The sequence below is a fragment of the Actinomadura sp. NPDC049753 genome, from assembly GCF_040674655.1.
In the GTDB taxonomy this organism is placed as follows: Bacteria; Actinomycetota; Actinomycetes; order Streptosporangiales; family Streptosporangiaceae; genus Spirillospora; species Spirillospora verrucosospora.
Genome location: NZ_JBFARL010000198.1, coordinates 1 through 13858, shown reverse-complemented (window position 1 = coordinate 13858; position 13858 = coordinate 1). Strand labels below are relative to the sequence as shown.

General features: G+C 73.0%; 14 protein-coding genes. 7 read left to right on the top strand and 7 right to left on the bottom strand.

Features of this window, described 5'->3' with window-relative positions; translation table 11 throughout:
* Positions 1-167: 167 nt before the first annotated feature.
* Positions 168-1454, top strand: a complete 1287-nt coding sequence (locus tag AB0K37_RS33915; RefSeq protein ID WP_363987953.1) for a hypothetical protein — start codon at positions 168-170, stop codon at positions 1452-1454.
* 41 nt (positions 1455-1495) lie between these two features.
* On the opposite strand, the gene AB0K37_RS33910 is transcribed toward AB0K37_RS33915, so the two are convergent.
* Positions 1496-1804 (bottom strand): DUF3817 domain-containing protein, encoded by a 309-nt coding sequence (locus AB0K37_RS33910; protein ID WP_363987951.1) that lies wholly within the window; start codon positions 1802-1804, stop codon positions 1496-1498.
* Positions 1805-1938: 134 nt separating this feature from the next.
* Here AB0K37_RS33910 and AB0K37_RS33905 point away from each other — a divergent pair, with 134 nt between their 5' ends.
* Both AB0K37_RS33905 and AB0K37_RS33900 read left to right on the top strand, forming a co-directional pair.
* Positions 1939-2736 (top strand): DUF2127 domain-containing protein, encoded by a 798-nt coding sequence (locus AB0K37_RS33905; RefSeq protein ID WP_363987949.1) that lies wholly within the window; start codon positions 1939-1941, stop codon positions 2734-2736.
* A 34-nt stretch (positions 2737-2770) separates the two neighbouring features.
* Positions 2771-3496 (top strand): DUF4230 domain-containing protein, encoded by a 726-nt coding sequence (locus AB0K37_RS33900; RefSeq protein WP_363987947.1) that lies wholly within the window; start codon positions 2771-2773, stop codon positions 3494-3496.
* 25 nt (positions 3497-3521) lie between these two features.
* Here AB0K37_RS33900 and AB0K37_RS33895 read toward each other — a convergent pair whose 3' ends face one another.
* A complete protein-coding gene (locus AB0K37_RS33895; protein WP_363987945.1) occupies positions 3522-4712 on the bottom strand; it encodes an acetyl-CoA C-acetyltransferase in 1191 nt (396 codons plus the stop codon).
* Positions 4713-4819: 107 nt separating this feature from the next.
* On the opposite strand from AB0K37_RS33895, the gene mce reads away from it, so the two are divergent.
* From mce to AB0K37_RS33880, 3 genes are all read left to right on the top strand, one after another.
* Positions 4820-5254 carry a methylmalonyl-CoA epimerase gene (gene mce / locus AB0K37_RS33890; protein ID WP_363987943.1) on the top strand — a complete coding sequence of 145 codons (435 nt, stop codon included), beginning with the start codon at positions 4820-4822 and terminating at the stop codon, positions 5252-5254.
* A gap of 330 nt (positions 5255-5584) precedes the next feature.
* The gene (locus AB0K37_RS33885; protein WP_363987941.1) at positions 5585-6910 is read left to right on the top strand and encodes a DivIVA domain-containing protein; all 1326 of its coding nucleotides are present in this window, start codon (positions 5585-5587) and stop codon (positions 6908-6910) included.
* 100 nt (positions 6911-7010) lie between these two features.
* On the top strand, positions 7011-8585 hold the full coding sequence (locus AB0K37_RS33880) for an AI-2E family transporter (RefSeq protein WP_363987939.1): 1575 nt from the start codon (positions 7011-7013) through the stop codon (positions 8583-8585).
* 28 nt (positions 8586-8613) lie between these two features.
* Here the strand turns inward: AB0K37_RS33880 and AB0K37_RS33875 are convergent, their stop codons facing one another.
* The 4 genes from AB0K37_RS33875 to AB0K37_RS33860 form a co-directional block, all read right to left on the bottom strand.
* Positions 8614-9405: an alpha/beta hydrolase gene (locus AB0K37_RS33875; protein ID WP_363987937.1), complete on the bottom strand. Its 792-nt coding sequence runs from the start codon at positions 9403-9405 to the stop codon at positions 8614-8616.
* A gap of 63 nt (positions 9406-9468) precedes the next feature.
* On the bottom strand, positions 9469-10191 hold the full coding sequence (locus tag AB0K37_RS33870; protein ID WP_363987935.1) for an alpha/beta hydrolase: 723 nt from the start codon (positions 10189-10191) through the stop codon (positions 9469-9471).
* 54 nt (positions 10192-10245) lie between these two features.
* Complete coding sequence (locus AB0K37_RS33865; protein ID WP_363987933.1) at positions 10246-10557, bottom strand: ATP/GTP-binding protein; 312 nt, start codon at positions 10555-10557, stop codon at positions 10246-10248.
* A 56-nt stretch (positions 10558-10613) separates the two neighbouring features.
* The gene (locus tag AB0K37_RS33860; RefSeq protein ID WP_363987931.1) at positions 10614-12185 is read right to left on the bottom strand and encodes a 3-hydroxybutyryl-CoA dehydrogenase; all 1572 of its coding nucleotides are present in this window, start codon (positions 12183-12185) and stop codon (positions 10614-10616) included.
* A 55-nt stretch (positions 12186-12240) separates the two neighbouring features.
* Between AB0K37_RS33860 and AB0K37_RS33855 the strand changes: the two genes are divergently transcribed.
* Positions 12241-13224: an LLM class flavin-dependent oxidoreductase gene (locus AB0K37_RS33855; RefSeq protein WP_363987955.1), complete on the top strand. Its 984-nt coding sequence runs from the start codon at positions 12241-12243 to the stop codon at positions 13222-13224.
* Between the two features lie 117 nt (positions 13225-13341).
* Here AB0K37_RS33855 and AB0K37_RS33850 read toward each other — a convergent pair whose 3' ends face one another.
* Positions 13342-13728 (bottom strand): SCO5389 family protein, encoded by a 387-nt coding sequence (locus tag AB0K37_RS33850; protein WP_363987929.1) that lies wholly within the window; start codon positions 13726-13728, stop codon positions 13342-13344.
* Between the last annotated feature and the right edge of the window lie 130 nt (positions 13729-13858).

Sequence of the window (13858 nt, the reverse complement as noted above, 5' to 3'; positions counted from 1 at the left end):
CCCGCGCGGCGCCCTCCATCCGCAGACCGTCGACGCGATGCCCCGGCGCCGCCCGGTCCGGCGCGCGCTGCCGCAGGTTTCCCTGCCGTCGCTCGCGCTGCCGCACCTGCCCCTGCCACAGCTCGCGAAGGCGCGGCCGGGGCGGTCGCCCGCCGAGAGCGCCACCGGTGTCTGACCTCGGGCGGGTGCTCCGGCTGGACGCCCGCCGCACGGCGCTGCTCGTCGCCGTGCCGGTCCTCACCGTGCTCGGGACGGCGGCGGCGTGCCTGTCGCTGAGCCCGGCGGTCGCGTACTGGGACAACAGCGTCGTCGCGCTGGTCAACGCCGTCCGCCTCCTGGGCCCGGCCGCCGCGGGCCTGGCCGCGTGGACGGCGGTCCGGGAACGCCCGCTCGACTACCTGCGCGACCTCACCGCCCGCTCCCCCGCGACGGGCGTGCTGTTCGACCTGCTGCTGCTGTCGTCCGCCGCGCTGGTCTCCTACGTCGTCGTCACGGCGGTGGTCGTCGCCGTCACCCTCGTCCACGCGCACGCCGGGCAGCCCCACCCGCTCGGCGTGCTCTCCGGCGCCGGCGCTCTCGTCCTGCACGTCGTCGCGGGCTACCTCACGGGACGCGTCGCGCCCCACCGCGCCACCGCGGCCCTCGTCCTCGCCGCGACCTCCCTGTGGGCCGCCCTGCGCATCCCCGGGACGTCCTGGTGGAGCCTGCTTCCCCCCGCCGCGTTCTCCCGCGTCCAGCTGTTCACCACCCTGCGTCCCGAGGTGTTCGCCGTCCAGCTCCTCTGGGCCGCCGGGCTGACCACGGCACTGATCCTCGGCTACGTGATGTGGGCGACGCGGCGGCTCCTGCTCGTCCTCCCCCTGGCGCTCGCGCTCGCCGCGACCGTCTCCGCCACCCTCGCGCTGCACGGCTCCGGCGGGACGGTGGCGCCCGCCCAGGCGGAGCCGGCGTGCCGGACGTGGCCCCTCACCGTCTGCGTGCACCCCGCCCTGCGGGACGCGCTGCCCCAGCTGATGGCGGCGGCGACCCCGCTCGCCGCGCGGCTGAACGGCACGCCCGGAGCCTTCACGAGGGTCGAGCAGCGTCCCGCCTGGATGCCCGTCACGGTGGCGGACGGCGTCGCCGCCGTCCACCTCGACGAGAACCTCGCGCCCGGATACGCGTCCCGGGCCGTCCGGCAGATCAGCGAGGCGCTCAAGGACGAAGGGGCCTGCGCCGCCGGCGACGGCTACCGCGCGCTGGTCGACGCGTGGCTTCTCGGCGACGACCCCCCGGCCGCGGCCGGCACGCGCGCGGGCCACCGGTTCGCGTCCTGGACCGAGCAGCGGCGGCGCGACTGGCTACGGCTCCACTTCGCCGAGTACCGTGCCTGCGCGCTGGGCCCGCGCGACTTCCACGCCCCCCGCACGACGGAGAGCCGCCTCCACGACGTCCTGGAGACCCGTCCCGCGTGACCACGGCAGGACCCCCCGGCCTACCGCGGTCACGCGGGAGGTCAGGCGCCCCGCCCGGCCGGTACCGGCTCGGCGGCGGGCCGCGTCCAGTGGCGCTCGACGAAGAACGGCGCGACGGGCAGCACCGCGGCGCCGAGCGCGAGCACCGTGCGCTTGAGGTCCCAGCCGAGCTGCTCGCGGACGAGGAAGACCAGGCCGACGTAGGCCATGAACAGGACGCCGTGCACCGGCCCCATCACCTGCACGCCGACCGGCGCGTCCGCACCGTACTTCAGCGGCATCGCGACCAGCAGCAGGAGGAGGAACGAGAACGCCTCGGCGACGGAGACGAACCGGAAAACACGAATCATGTCCACGCCCCGCTCAACGGCACGGCGTCGGCCCGCGGTTTCCGCGCCGGATATGGCGTTGCTCACACGGCGCTCGCACGACCGTGCGCAAACCGTGACGTATGCGGACCCCGGAGGGCCTCTAGGGTGTCCGCGTGGACTGGAGCCTGCTGACCTGCGCGCGCAAGGGACACATCACCTACGCGCCGGACGAGGAGAGGCTGCGCGAGCGGCTCGTCGTCTCGTCCCCCATCGGCGCCGCGTGGCGATGCCTGCGCTGCGGGACCTACGTGCACGGCGAGCCGCACGGGACCGGCCCGGCCGACCGGGCGCCGCTGGTCAAGCGCGGCCGGGAGCTGCGCGACGCCTTCATCATGCGGTTCTTCGCGGTGGAGCGCGGCATCCGCGGCCTGATCGTGCTGGTCGCCGCGTACGGGGTGTGGCGCTTCGCCGGCAGCCGCGGATCGATCGAGCGGATCTTCGAGAAGGAGATCCCGCTGCTGCGCCCCATCGCCGAGCAGGTCGGCTGGGACCTCGACCACTCCAAGGTCGTCACGTCCGTCCGGCACGTGTTCGACCTGGACGCGCGGACGCTGCGCTGGCTGGCCGTCGGCCTCATCGTCTACGGCGCGATCGAGCTGATCGAGGCGGTCGGGCTGTGGCTGCTGAAGCGCTGGGGCGAGTACTTCGCGGTCGTCGCGACGTGCTTCGGGCTGCCGATCGAGATCTACGAGCTGGTGGAGAAGGTCACCGTGCTGCGCGCCGGCGCGCTGGTGCTCAACATCGGTCTCATCGTCTACATCGTCGTCACCAAACGGCTGTTCGGCGTGCGGGGCGGGCGGGCCGCCCACGAGGCGCATCTCCGCAGCGAGTCGCTGATCGAGGTGGAGCAGGCGACCCACGAGTCGGACCTGCGGCGCCCGTCCCCGCCCGAGCCGGAACCCGCCGGATGAGGTAGCGGACGCCGCTGCCGGGAATGCCGGATACATGGCTCGCTCGGAAACGAAGAACGACGCGAAGAACGGCGGGAAGCACGACGCGCCCGCCAAGTCGTCCCCCGGCCGGTCCCGCCCCCCTCGGCGCGGCCTGCTCACCCCCGTCGCGATCATCGTCGCCACCGTCGCGCTCGTCCTGGTCGCCCAGCAGGCGCTGCACGGCCTCCCCCACTGGCTCAACCCGTTCAAGGAGGAGACGAAGGACCGCAGCGGCCCCGTCCTGCTGAAGTCGATCCGCGACCTGCACCGCTACGAGGCGGCGAGCGGAAACTTCCAGGTCGTCGTGGACCTGGAGAAGGACGCCAAGTTCCTGCCGTCCTCGCTGCGCGGCAAGCGGACCCTGTTCGTCGGGAACGGCTCGGTCGACGCCTACGTGGACTTCTCCCGGCTCGGCTCGGGCGCCCTCAAGGTCAACGCGGACCGCACGGCGGCGACGGTCACCCTCCCGCCCGCCCAGCTGGAGCAGACGAACCTCGACACGAAGAACAGCTACGTCTACGCGACCCAGCGCGGCGTCTTCGACCGCTTCGGCGACTTCTTCAGCAGCAACCCGAACAACCAGCAGCAGCTCTACGTCCTGGCGTCCCAGAAGATCCAGACGGCCGCGGCCCAGAGCGGCCTGAAGCAGCGCGCCGACGCCAACACGAAGTCGATGCTGGAGAACATGCTCAAAGCCCTCGGCTTCACAACGGTGACCATCACCCCCGCCTCCCAGTGAGGCGGGGGCCTGCCCCCGCCCCGCGCTACCGCGCCGGGACGTGGATGATCAACCCATCCCCTTGGCCGCCGCCGCCGCAGAGGGCGGCGGCGCCGGTGCCGCCGCCGCGGCGCTTCAGCTCGTAGGCCAGGTGCAGGAGGATGCGGGCGCCGGACATGCCGACCGGGTGGCCGACCGCGATGGCGCCGCCGTTGACGTTGACCTTCTCGGGGCCGACGCCGAGGTCGCGCATCGACTGGATGCCGACGGAGGCGAACGCCTCGTTGATCTCGATGAGGTCGAGGTCGTCGACGGTGAGGCCCGCCTTGCCGAGGGCGTGCTTGATCGCGTTGGACGGCTGGGACTGCAGCGAATTGTCCGGGCCCGCGACGTTGCCGTGCGCGCCGATCTCGGCGAGCCAGGTCAGGCCGAGCTCCTCGGCCTTGGCCCTGGACATCACCACGACCGCCGCGGCGCCGTCGGAGATCTGCGAGGACGAGCCGGCGGTGATCGTCCCCTCCTTGCTGAACGCCGGGCGCAGCCTGGCCAGGCCCTCGGCGGTGGTGTCGCCGCGCACGCCCTCGTCGGCGGAGAACACCACGGGCTCGCCGCGCCGCTGCGGGATCTCGACCGGGGCGATCTCCTCGTCGAACACGCCGTTCTTGATCGCCTCGGCGGCGCGCTGGTGGGAGCGGGCGGAGAACTCGTCCTGCTCCTCCCGGGAGATGCCGAGCTTCGCGTTGTACCGCTCGGTCGACTCGCCCATGGAGACGCCGTCGAAGGCGTCGGTGAGGGCGTCGTAGGCCATGTGGTCGAGGACCTCGACGGAGCCGTACTTGTAGCCGCCGCGCGACTTCGGCAGCAGGTGCGGGGCCTGGGTCATCGACTCCATGCCGCCCGCCACCACGATGTCGAACTCGCCCGCCCGGATGAGCTGGTCGGCCAGCGCGATCGCGTCCAGCCCGGAGAGGCAGACCTTGTTGATCGTGACGGAGGGGACGCTCATCGGGATGCCGGCCTTGACCGCCGCCTGCCGGGACGGGATCTGGCCCGCGCCCGCCTGCAGCACCTGGCCGAGGATCACGTACTGCACCTGGTCGCCGGACACCCCGGCCCGCTCCAGCGCCGCCTTGATCGCGTGCGCACCGAGGTCGGCCGCGGAGAAGTCCTTCAGCGAGCCCATCAGGCGCCCGATGGGGGTGCGCGCTCCGGCGACGATCACGGACGAGGTGGTCATGTGGGGGCCTCCAGGAAGGTGCTGCGGCGACGTTTGCCACGATACCCACGGGAGCGACGTTCGGTTCCGTTCGCCCCCGCCTGGCCGTCCGAGGAGGGACAAAGCCCATGCTGACCCGTATCGACCACATCGGCATCGCCTGCCGCGATCTGGACGCGACCGTCGAGTTCTACAAGGCGACCTACGGCTTCACCGACGCGCACTTCGAGGTGAACGAGGAGCAGGGCGTGCGGGAGTGCATGCTCAAGATCAACGACACGGGGGACGGCGCGGCCAGCTACCTGCAGCTCATCGAGCCGATCCGGGAGGACTCGGCCGTCGCCAAGTGGATGGAGAAGAACGGCGAGGGCGTCCACCACATCGCGTTCGGGACGGACGGGACGGTCGCCGACGAGGCCGCCGGGATCGCGGGCAAGGGCGTGCGCGTCCTGTACGACGCGCCGCGCGGCGGTTCGATGGGTTCCTTGATCAACTTTTTGCACCCCAAGGACTGCCACGGCGTCCTGACGGAGCTGGTGCAGAAGCGCCCGAACGCCGAATGATCTTGTAACGCGGGGCCCGGCGGGGGTGCGCCAGGATCGTGACGTGTTCGATATCACGGTGACGCAGCGCGCGGCATGGACCGCCGCTCTGTGACCGTTCGGACACATCTGGTGTATTTGCACCCCCAACACCTGGGCTGCTGCGGGCTGGTCGCATGCTCGAACAAAAAGGACATTCCACGCAGCGCGTCAAGATGAGCCCCCAACACGGCAGTGTCCGGAGTACGCTTCATTCGCCGGAAGAGGTCTGGGGCAAGTGCGTCCGTCATGCCAGGCGATCAACCGGTCCCCGGAACCACCCGTAGCCCCGTCACATCAGGATTGAGCCACATGCAGTCCGACATCGACGCCCAGCTCAGCAACTTCTTTGAAGACACGCCCCCGCGCGAGTTCGACGTGGTGCTTCGCGGCTACGACCGGCACCAGGTCGACGAGCACATCAAGCAGCTCGACAACGAGGTGCGGCAGACCCGCGAGCAGACCCAGGCCCTGCAGCGCGAGCTGTCGGACGCCCACCGGCAGCTGCAGGAGCAGGAACGTCCGACCTACTCCGGCCTCGGCGCCCGCATCGAGCAGCTGCTGCGGCTCGCCGAGGAGCAGGCGACCGAGCTGGTCCAGGCGGCCCGCTCGGAGGCGAACGAGATCAAGGCCGCGGCCAAGGTCGACGCCGCCGAGCAGCGCGCCACCGCCGAGAACGACGCCTCCGAGCTGCGCGCCAACGCCCAGCGCGAGGGCGACGACATGCGGCAGGCGGCCGAGCGGGAGGCCGAGGAGGTGCGCACCTCCGCCCGCCGCGAGGCCGACGAGCTGACCTCCACCACCGAGCGCGAGGTCGCCAAGCTGCGGGCCACCGCCGACCACGAGGTCGCCGAGAAGCGCGCCGCCGCCGAGCGTGAGATCGCCAAGCTGCGCACCACCACCGAGCGCGAGGTGGCGCAGCTGCGCGCGTCCACCAAGCGGGAGCGCGACGAGATCCTCACCACGGCCAAGCGGCAGGCCGACGAGATGCGGGCCCAGGCCCAGCGCATCCTGGAGGAGAGCGAGGCCCAGCGCGCCCAGGCCGAGGCCGAGTTCGAGATCCAGCTCGCCGCCCGCCGCGAGGAGGCCGACCGGCAGGACGCCGAGCGCCACTCCGCCGCCCAGGCCGCGACGCAGAAGCTCGTCGCCGAGGCCGAGCAGCGCGCCGCGTCCGCCGAGCAGCGCGCCGCGAAGGCGACGCAGCAGGCCGAGCAGACCCGGCGCGAGGCCGACTCGCACGCCAAGCAGCTGATGGCCAACGCGCGCAAGAACTCCGACAACGTGATCGCCGAGGCCAAGTCGCAGGCCGAGCAGCTGCTCGCCGAGACCAAGTCCGAGGCCGACCGCGTCCGGACGGCGGCGCAGCGCCAGGTCGACGAGCTCACCCGCCAGCGCGACAGCATCACCAGCCACCTCAACCAGCTGCGTCAGCTCATCGGCGGCGTCGCGCCGACGATGAGCCCCGAGCCCGAGCTGGCCGCGCCCCCGGAGAAGCCCGCCATCCCGGCGGCCGAGCCGAAGTCGGCCCCGGCGCAGCAGGCCCAGCCCAAGCAGCAGCCCGCCGCCAAGGCCGCGCCCGCCAAGCCGGCCCAGGCCAAGAAGTCCGAAGAGGACGACGAGGACTGGTGGCAGGAGTGACCCCTTAACGGTCGGGCATGACGGAAAGCCTGGAGGCGGTGAAACGCCTCCGGGCTTTCCGTCGTCTCAACCCCGTAGACGCACGACAGAGGAGAGCGGCGTGCCCGACGAGACCCCCCACGACGACGGCCGCGAGCCCGCCCCCGGCGAGGGACGGTCCGCCACCGGCCGCCGGGTCCCCGCTCCGGCTCCCCCCGCCGACGACACCGACGAGGCGGACCGCGACGGCGACCCGTCCGGCGAGACCCGCGACACCGACACCGGCCCCACCGACACCGGCCCCACCGAGACCGACTCCGCCGAGACCGGGTCCGGCACGACCGGCTCAGGCGAGAACGGCTCCGCTGAGACCGACTCCGCCGAAGGCGGCTCCAGCACGAGCGGCTCCAGCGAGAGCGGCTCGGGCGGGAGCGATGACGACGGCGGTGTCGCACCGAGTGGGGCATTGAGGCCCGAGGAGATCGAGCAGCCTGTGGGAGAACGCGACCCGGCGACCGGCGCTCCGGTCACCCTCCCGGCGGCGCAGCCGGTCGCCGAACCCGTGGCGCCCGAGCCCGGCGCGCCCGACCCGGCGCACGACGTCGAGCAGCGCAAGCGCGAGGCCGGCGTCGACCACCTGTTCCCGTTCGGCAAGCCCGGGCAGCCGCTCGGCCGCGCGCACCCGTTCGTGTTCGGGTTCACCGCGGCGCTCGGCGTCATCACCGCCTGGATGCTGGTGAAGGCCGCGACGAACGCCAAGTCGGTGCTCGTCATGATCGTGGTCGCGATGTTCCTCGCGGTCGGCCTCAACCCGGCGGTGGAGCGGCTGCGCAGGATCGGCCTCCCCCGCGGCGCCGCGGTCGCCACGGTGTTCCTGATCGTGATCCTGTTCTTCGCCGGATTCGTCGCCTCCCTCGTCCAACCGGTGTCCGAGCAGGTCACCGAGCTGCGCCACAACATCCCCGAGTACGTCCAGCAGCTCCAGAACAACAAGACGCTGGCCGACTGGGACAAGCGCTACGGCCTGCTGGAACGCGCCGAGAAGACGGTGAACGGCGACGGCTTCCAGAAGGGCCTCACCGACACCGCCACCGGCATCGGCAAGGTCGCGATCAACGGCATCTTCCAGACGATCACGATCCTGATCCTGACGCTGTACTTCCTCAGCTCGCTGCCGCAGATCAAGACGTTCTTCTACCAGCTCGCCCCGCGCACCCGGCGGGCCCGTGTCGCCCTGCTCGGCGACGAGATCCTCGACCGGATCGGCGGCTACGTCGCCGGCCAGTTCACGATCGCGCTCATCGCGGGCGTGTGCTCGTACATCTTCCTGTCGATCCTCGGGGTGAAGTACGCGCTCGCGCTCGCGCTGATCGTCGCGGTGACCGACCTCGTCCCGCTGATCGGCGCCACGATCGGCGCGGTGATCGTCTCCCTGGTGGCGTTCCTGACCGGGACCACGACCGACCTCATCGTGTGCGCAATCTTCTACGTCGTCTACCAGCAGGTGGAGAACTACCTCGTCTATCCGCGGGTGATGAAGCGGACCGTGGACGTCCAGCCCGCGGTGACGATCGTGGCGGCGCTGGTCGGCGCGGCCCTGCTCGGCGTGGTCGGCGCGCTGCTGGCGATCCCCACGGCGGCGGCGATCTCGCTGCTGATCCGCGAGGTCGTCATGCCGCGCCAGGAGACGCTGTAGGCCTCGCCCGGGCGCGCCCGCGCCGGGTTCAGCGGGACGTCCGGGCGAGGGCGGCGGCGAACTCCGCCACCGCCTGGTTGAACAGCTCGGGCTGCTCCACCGCGCACAGGTGCCCGGCGCGCGGGATGACCAGCATCTCGGCGTTCGGCATCGCCTCGGCCATGGCGCGGGCCTCGTCCTCGGTGGACAGCGCGTCCTCGTCCCCGATCATGACGAGCGCGGGGGCGCGGAGGCCGCGGAGCGTCTCGGAGGAGTCCGCGCGTCCCGCCATGGCGCGCTGCGCCCACGCGGCGGCGAGCGGCGGCGCCGCCTGGACGAGGCCGCGGACCCGCCCGTAGACCAGCGCCCGCTGCCGGTAGGTGGTGGGGCCGACGAGGCCGGGCAGCACCTCGTCCACGAGGACGCGGGTGCTGCGCTCGGCTTCGAGGGCGCCGGCCTGCCGCAGCCGGTTCTCCCGGACGGGGGCGGTGTCGGCGGTGGCGCGGGTGGCGGCCAGCACGAGGCCGAGGACGAGGTCGGGGTGCCGCCGGCACAGCGCCATCGCCACGTACCCGCCCATGGACAGCCCGCCGACGACGGCCCGCCGGACCCCGAGCGAGCGGCACGCGCGGGCGACGTCGTCGGCCATCGCGTCGAGGGACGGCTCGTCGTCGCCCAGCCGGGAGCCGCCGAAACCGCGCAGGTCCGGGGTGATGACCCTGAACCGGCCCGCGAGGCCCTCGCGCTGGGCGAGCCACATCGCCGACGACAGCGGGAAGGCGTGCAGCAGCACGAGCGGTGTGCCGGTCCCTACGTCCCTTGCGTACAGCTGCACCGTCATTGGGCAATGGTCGCCCGCCGGCGCGGCCGGTGGGACGGAGTGGCCGCGATCGGCCGCACGTGTTTATCTGTCCGTTTCATCCCATTCGGTGGGGAGCGGGTAGGCGGCCGGCGCGACCCGCTTGACGATCTCGTTCAGCACTATCCGGACGTAGGGTTCGCCCACCCAGAGGTGCTTGGCGTTGTCCACCGCGACCACCTCGGCCTGCGGGACGCGCTTGAACCGCTCCCGCGCCTCCGCCGGGCGCAGGTAGTCGTCGAACTCCGGCACCAGCGCCACGAGGGGCCGCCCGTCGGCGCCCCACGCGTCGAGGTCGGCGTCGCCGGCCCTCTTCAGCGGAGGCGACAGCAGGATCGCGCCCTCGACCAGCGGGTCCCGCCCCCACCTGAGCGCCAGCTCGGTGCCGAACGACCAGCCGAGCAGCCACGGCCGCGGCAGGTCGTGGTACTCGGTGTACTCCAGCGCCGCCGCCACGTCGAACCGCTCGGTCTCGCCGTCGCCGAACTCGCCCTGGCTCGTGCCGCGCGCCGACGTCGTCCCCCGCGTGTTGAACCGCAGGACGGCGAGGCCGGCGAGCGCGGGCAGCCGGAAGGACGCCTTGCGCAGGACGTGGCTGTCCATCATGCCCTCGGCCGTGGGCAGCGGATGCAGGCAGACCAGCGTCGCGACCGGGGGCCGCTCCGGCGGCAGCGCCAGCTCCCCGACCAGCTCCAGGCCGTCGGACGTGTGCAGCGTGATCTCCTCGCGCCGCGCCGGCAGCACCGAGGCCGCCCTGATCTCCGCCATCGATCTCTCTTCTCTCACTCGGCCGGGCGGCGTCCGCGCTCGGGACGCCGGTCGTCAGTACCGCGGGGCGTTGCGCGACCGCAGCACGCGCGGCGACCGGCGGTTCCGGGCCTGCCAGCAGGGCCGGTGCCAGTGCCGCCGGTCGTCCCCGCCGTCACCCGCCCGCCACGCGACGACATGGCCGACGCCCGGCGGGATCTCCTGGTCGCAGCCCGGGCAGCGGTACGGCTTGGCCGCCCCGGCCCCGGAGATCGACCGGACGATCCACTCGCCGTCCGGCCCCTCCTCGGTCTCCTGAGCCCACGACGTGCCCCCGCCCCGGGCGGAACGTCCGGATGCGGCACGGCGGTTCTTCCGGGGGCTCATGCCCTAAAGCATATGAACCCGACCACCCCGGCGGGCCGCCCGCGCGTGACGGAGGGCTAGCGCAGGGGCTTTCCGGCCGTCGCGTGCTCCACGAGGAGGGGGGCCGGGGCCAGGGCCGGGTCGCGGGTCTCGGCGTGCAGGGCGCGCAGGACCGTGACGGCGCGGCCGGGGCCGATGCGGTCGAGGTCGGCGATGGGGCCCGTCGGGTAGCCGCAGCCCAGCGTCATCGCGGCGTCGATGGAGTCGGCGTCGGCATATCCGGCGCCGAGCATGGCGGCGGCGTCGTTCAGGTACGGCAGGCGCAGGGCGTCGACGATGAAACCGGCGCGGTCGCGGCAGCGCACGACGGTGAGGCCGAGACGCGCGAGCAGGCCGGCGGCGCGGTCGGCGACGTCCGGCGCGGTCGCGACCGTGGCGGACATCTCCGCCAGGGCGCCGGCCGGGTCGGGCAGGTGCAGCCCGACGACGTCGGCCGGGCGTCCGGTGGCCATGGCCTGCCGGATCGCGGAGCCGTCCACCGAGGTCACCGCGATGACCGTTCCGGGCTTGGCGGCCTGGACGGCGGCGGACAGCAGGGCCCGCGCGGCCTCGGGGTCCTCCGCGGCCTCGACGATCAGGTCGCAGCCCGCGAGGTCGGCGGCGGAGTCGCCGACCCGTGCGCCCGCCCGGTCGCACAGCGCGGCGACCGCGTCCGCGAGCGGCCCGACGCCGACGACGCCGACGGTCGGCGCCGCCGCGCCGGCCGTCTCCTCCTCGGCCTGCCCGGACTTGTCGTAGGTGTAGAAGCCCCGGCCGGTCTTGCGGCCGAGCAGCCCGGCGGTGACGAGCTCGCGGAGCAGCGGCGAGGCGGCGTGGCGGCGGTCGCGGGACTCGGCGTAGATCGCGTCCAGCACCTCGAGGCAGGTGTCGAGGCCGATCAGGTCCATCAGGGTGAACGGGCCCATCGGCAGCCCGGCGCCCGCCTTCATCGCGGCGTCGATGTCGTCGCGGGTCGCGTGCCCGGTCTCCAGCATGGTCGCGGCCTGGTTCAGGTAGCCGAACAGGAGGCGGTTGGCGACGAACCCGGCCCGGTCCCCGATCGTCACCGGCGTCTTGCCGAGCCCCTCGACCAGCCCGGCGACCCGGGCGACGGCCTCCGGCTCGGTGAGGACGGTCCCGATGACCTCGACGAGCTTCATGACCGGCGCCGGGTTGAAGAAGTGCACCCCGACGATCTTGGTGGGACGGCCGGTGGTGACCGCGATGTCGGTGACCGACAGGGAGGAGGTGTTGGTGGCGAGGACGGCGTCGTCCCGGCACACGCGGTCGAGCTCGGCGAACACCGTGCGCTTCAGGTCGAGCCGCTCGGGGACGGCCTCGATGACGAGGTCGCAGTCGCCGAGGTCGGCGAAGTCGGTCGACAGCGCGATGCGGCCGAGGATCTCGCGCTGCGCGTCCCCGCTGAGCCTGCCGCGCTTGACGGCCCGTCCGGTCGAGGACTCCAGGTTGCCGCGCCCGCGCTCCAGCGCCTCCCGGTTCACCTCGATGCCGACGACCGCGAGGCCGCCCCGCGCCAGCACCTCGGCGATGCCCGCGCCCATCGTGCCCAGTCCGACGACCCCGACCCTGCTGAACGAACCACCAGTCATGGACCGCAGTCTTGCAGAGCGGTCGCCCGTCGCCCATGGCGGGTACGACGGGGACGTGCGCCTCGGAATCTTCCTCCTCGCCGCCCGTTTCCCCGGCCAGGACGACGCCGCAGCCCTGTCCCGCACCGTCGAGGCCGCCCTCGCCGCCGAGCGCGCCGGGTTCGACGACGTGTGGCTCGCCGAGCACCACTTCATGTCGTACGGGGTGGTGCCGTCCGCGACCGTGCTGGCCGGACATCTGCTCGCCGCCACGACACGGGTCGGCGTCGGGACGGCGGTGAGCGTGCTGTCCACCCAGCATCCGGTGGCGCTGGCCGAGCAGTCCGCGATGCTGGCGCTGCTGTCCGGCGGCCGCTTCCGGCTGGGCGTCGGGCGCGGCGGGCCGTGGCGCGACCTGGAGGTGTTCGGCACGGGCCTCCCCCGCTACGAGCACGGCTTCGCCGAATCCCTCGACCTCCTCCTGGCGTGGCTGCGGTCCGGCCGTGTCGGCTGGTCGGGCGATCACTTCGCCTTCCGCGAGGTGCCGGTCGTCCCGCGGGCGCCGGTCCCGCCGCCGGTGACGGTCGCCTGCACGTCCCCCGCGACCGAGGCGCTGGCGGCGGAACGCGGCCTGCCGATGCTCCTCGGCATGCATGTCGGCCCGGACGAGAAGGCCGCCGCCGTCGCCCGGCACGGCGACCCGTCCTTGCCGCACGTGTCGACCCATGTGGCCCAGGTCGCCGACTCGCGAGAGCAGGCGGTCGCCGCCCTCATGGACGGGATGCCGCGCTGGCTCGGCCCCGGCCTGGAGGGATACGTCGCCGTGGACGGCCGCCCGCGCCCGTCCCGCGACCCCGTCGCCTACACGCGCCTGATGTGCGACCTCCACCCGATCGGCTCACCGGACGACTGCGCCGAGTCCCTCCTGGCCACGGTCGAGCGAAGCGGCATCAGGCACCTGATCCTCCTGGTCGAAGCCGCCGGTTCCCGCACCGCCACCCTGGAGAACATCGACCGCCTCGGCCGGGAAGTCCTCCCCGAAGTCCGCGCCGCCACGTGAAGAACCGGCAGTCACGCACTCCGGCGCGGGCGCCCCTTCCGGGACATCCTCTGATCACCTCGCCGAACAGCGCGCGGCGCGCCGAACGGGTCGGCGCGCCGCGTGAGGGGGAGCGGGTCAGCAGTCGCGGAGTTCGGGCGACTGGTTGAGGATCTGTTCGCGGGCCGTGACGAACGTCCGGTAGGCGGAGGAGTCCTGGGTGGGGAAGACCGCGACGCGGTGGCAGTTCTGGAACGCGAGTCTCACCCCGAAGTAACGCTCCAGCGCGCCGCGCATGGCGTCGCTCGCGAGGACGCGGAGGAGCTGGCCGCGCGCCTTCTCGTCCGGCGGCGGGGTGAGGTTGTCGGCGAAGTCTCCGCCGTCCACCTGGAGCCGGGCCACGAGGCCGCTGATCATGTCCCAGGCGTAGGGGAGGGAGGTCCTGATGCACTCGACGAAGTCCGCGTCGCCGACCTCGCCCTTCTGCGCCGTCTCCAGCAGTTCCGGGGTCACGTCGAGAGACATGCGGGGTCCTTTCGCAGACGGAGGATGAACACCCACCCGCAGACGGTAATCACGGACCCGGGAGAATTCCAGGCTTGACAAAGGTTTTCATTCCGCTATGTCCGCGGCCCCGGCCGGACGGCCGGGGCCG

Bases quoted from the DNA above. Each gene is read 5' to 3' on its own strand.
- AB0K37_RS33910 (WP_363987951.1), bottom strand. From the start codon at position 1,804: ATGATTCGTGTTTTCCGGTTCGTCTCCGTCGCCGAGGCGTTCTCGTTC.
- AB0K37_RS33900 (WP_363987947.1), top strand. From the start codon at position 2,771: ATGGCTCGCTCGGAAACGAAGAACGACGCGAAGAACGGCGGGAAGCAC.
- AB0K37_RS33895 (WP_363987945.1), bottom strand. From the start codon at position 4,712: ATGACCACCTCGTCCGTGATCGTCGCCGGAGCGCGCACCCCCATCGGG.
- mce (WP_363987943.1), top strand. From the start codon at position 4,820: ATGCTGACCCGTATCGACCACATCGGCATCGCCTGCCGCGATCTGGAC.
- AB0K37_RS33885 (WP_363987941.1), top strand. From the start codon at position 5,585: ATGCAGTCCGACATCGACGCCCAGCTCAGCAACTTCTTTGAAGACACG.
- AB0K37_RS33875 (WP_363987937.1), bottom strand. From the start codon at position 9,405: ATGACGGTGCAGCTGTACGCAAGGGACGTAGGGACCGGCACACCGCTC.
- AB0K37_RS33870 (WP_363987935.1), bottom strand. From the start codon at position 10,191: ATGGCGGAGATCAGGGCGGCCTCGGTGCTGCCGGCGCGGCGCGAGGAG.
- AB0K37_RS33865 (WP_363987933.1), bottom strand. From the start codon at position 10,557: ATGAGCCCCCGGAAGAACCGCCGTGCCGCATCCGGACGTTCCGCCCGG.
- AB0K37_RS33860 (WP_363987931.1), bottom strand. From the start codon at position 12,185: ATGACTGGTGGTTCGTTCAGCAGGGTCGGGGTCGTCGGACTGGGCACG.
- AB0K37_RS33850 (WP_363987929.1), bottom strand. From the start codon at position 13,728: ATGTCTCTCGACGTGACCCCGGAACTGCTGGAGACGGCGCAGAAGGGC.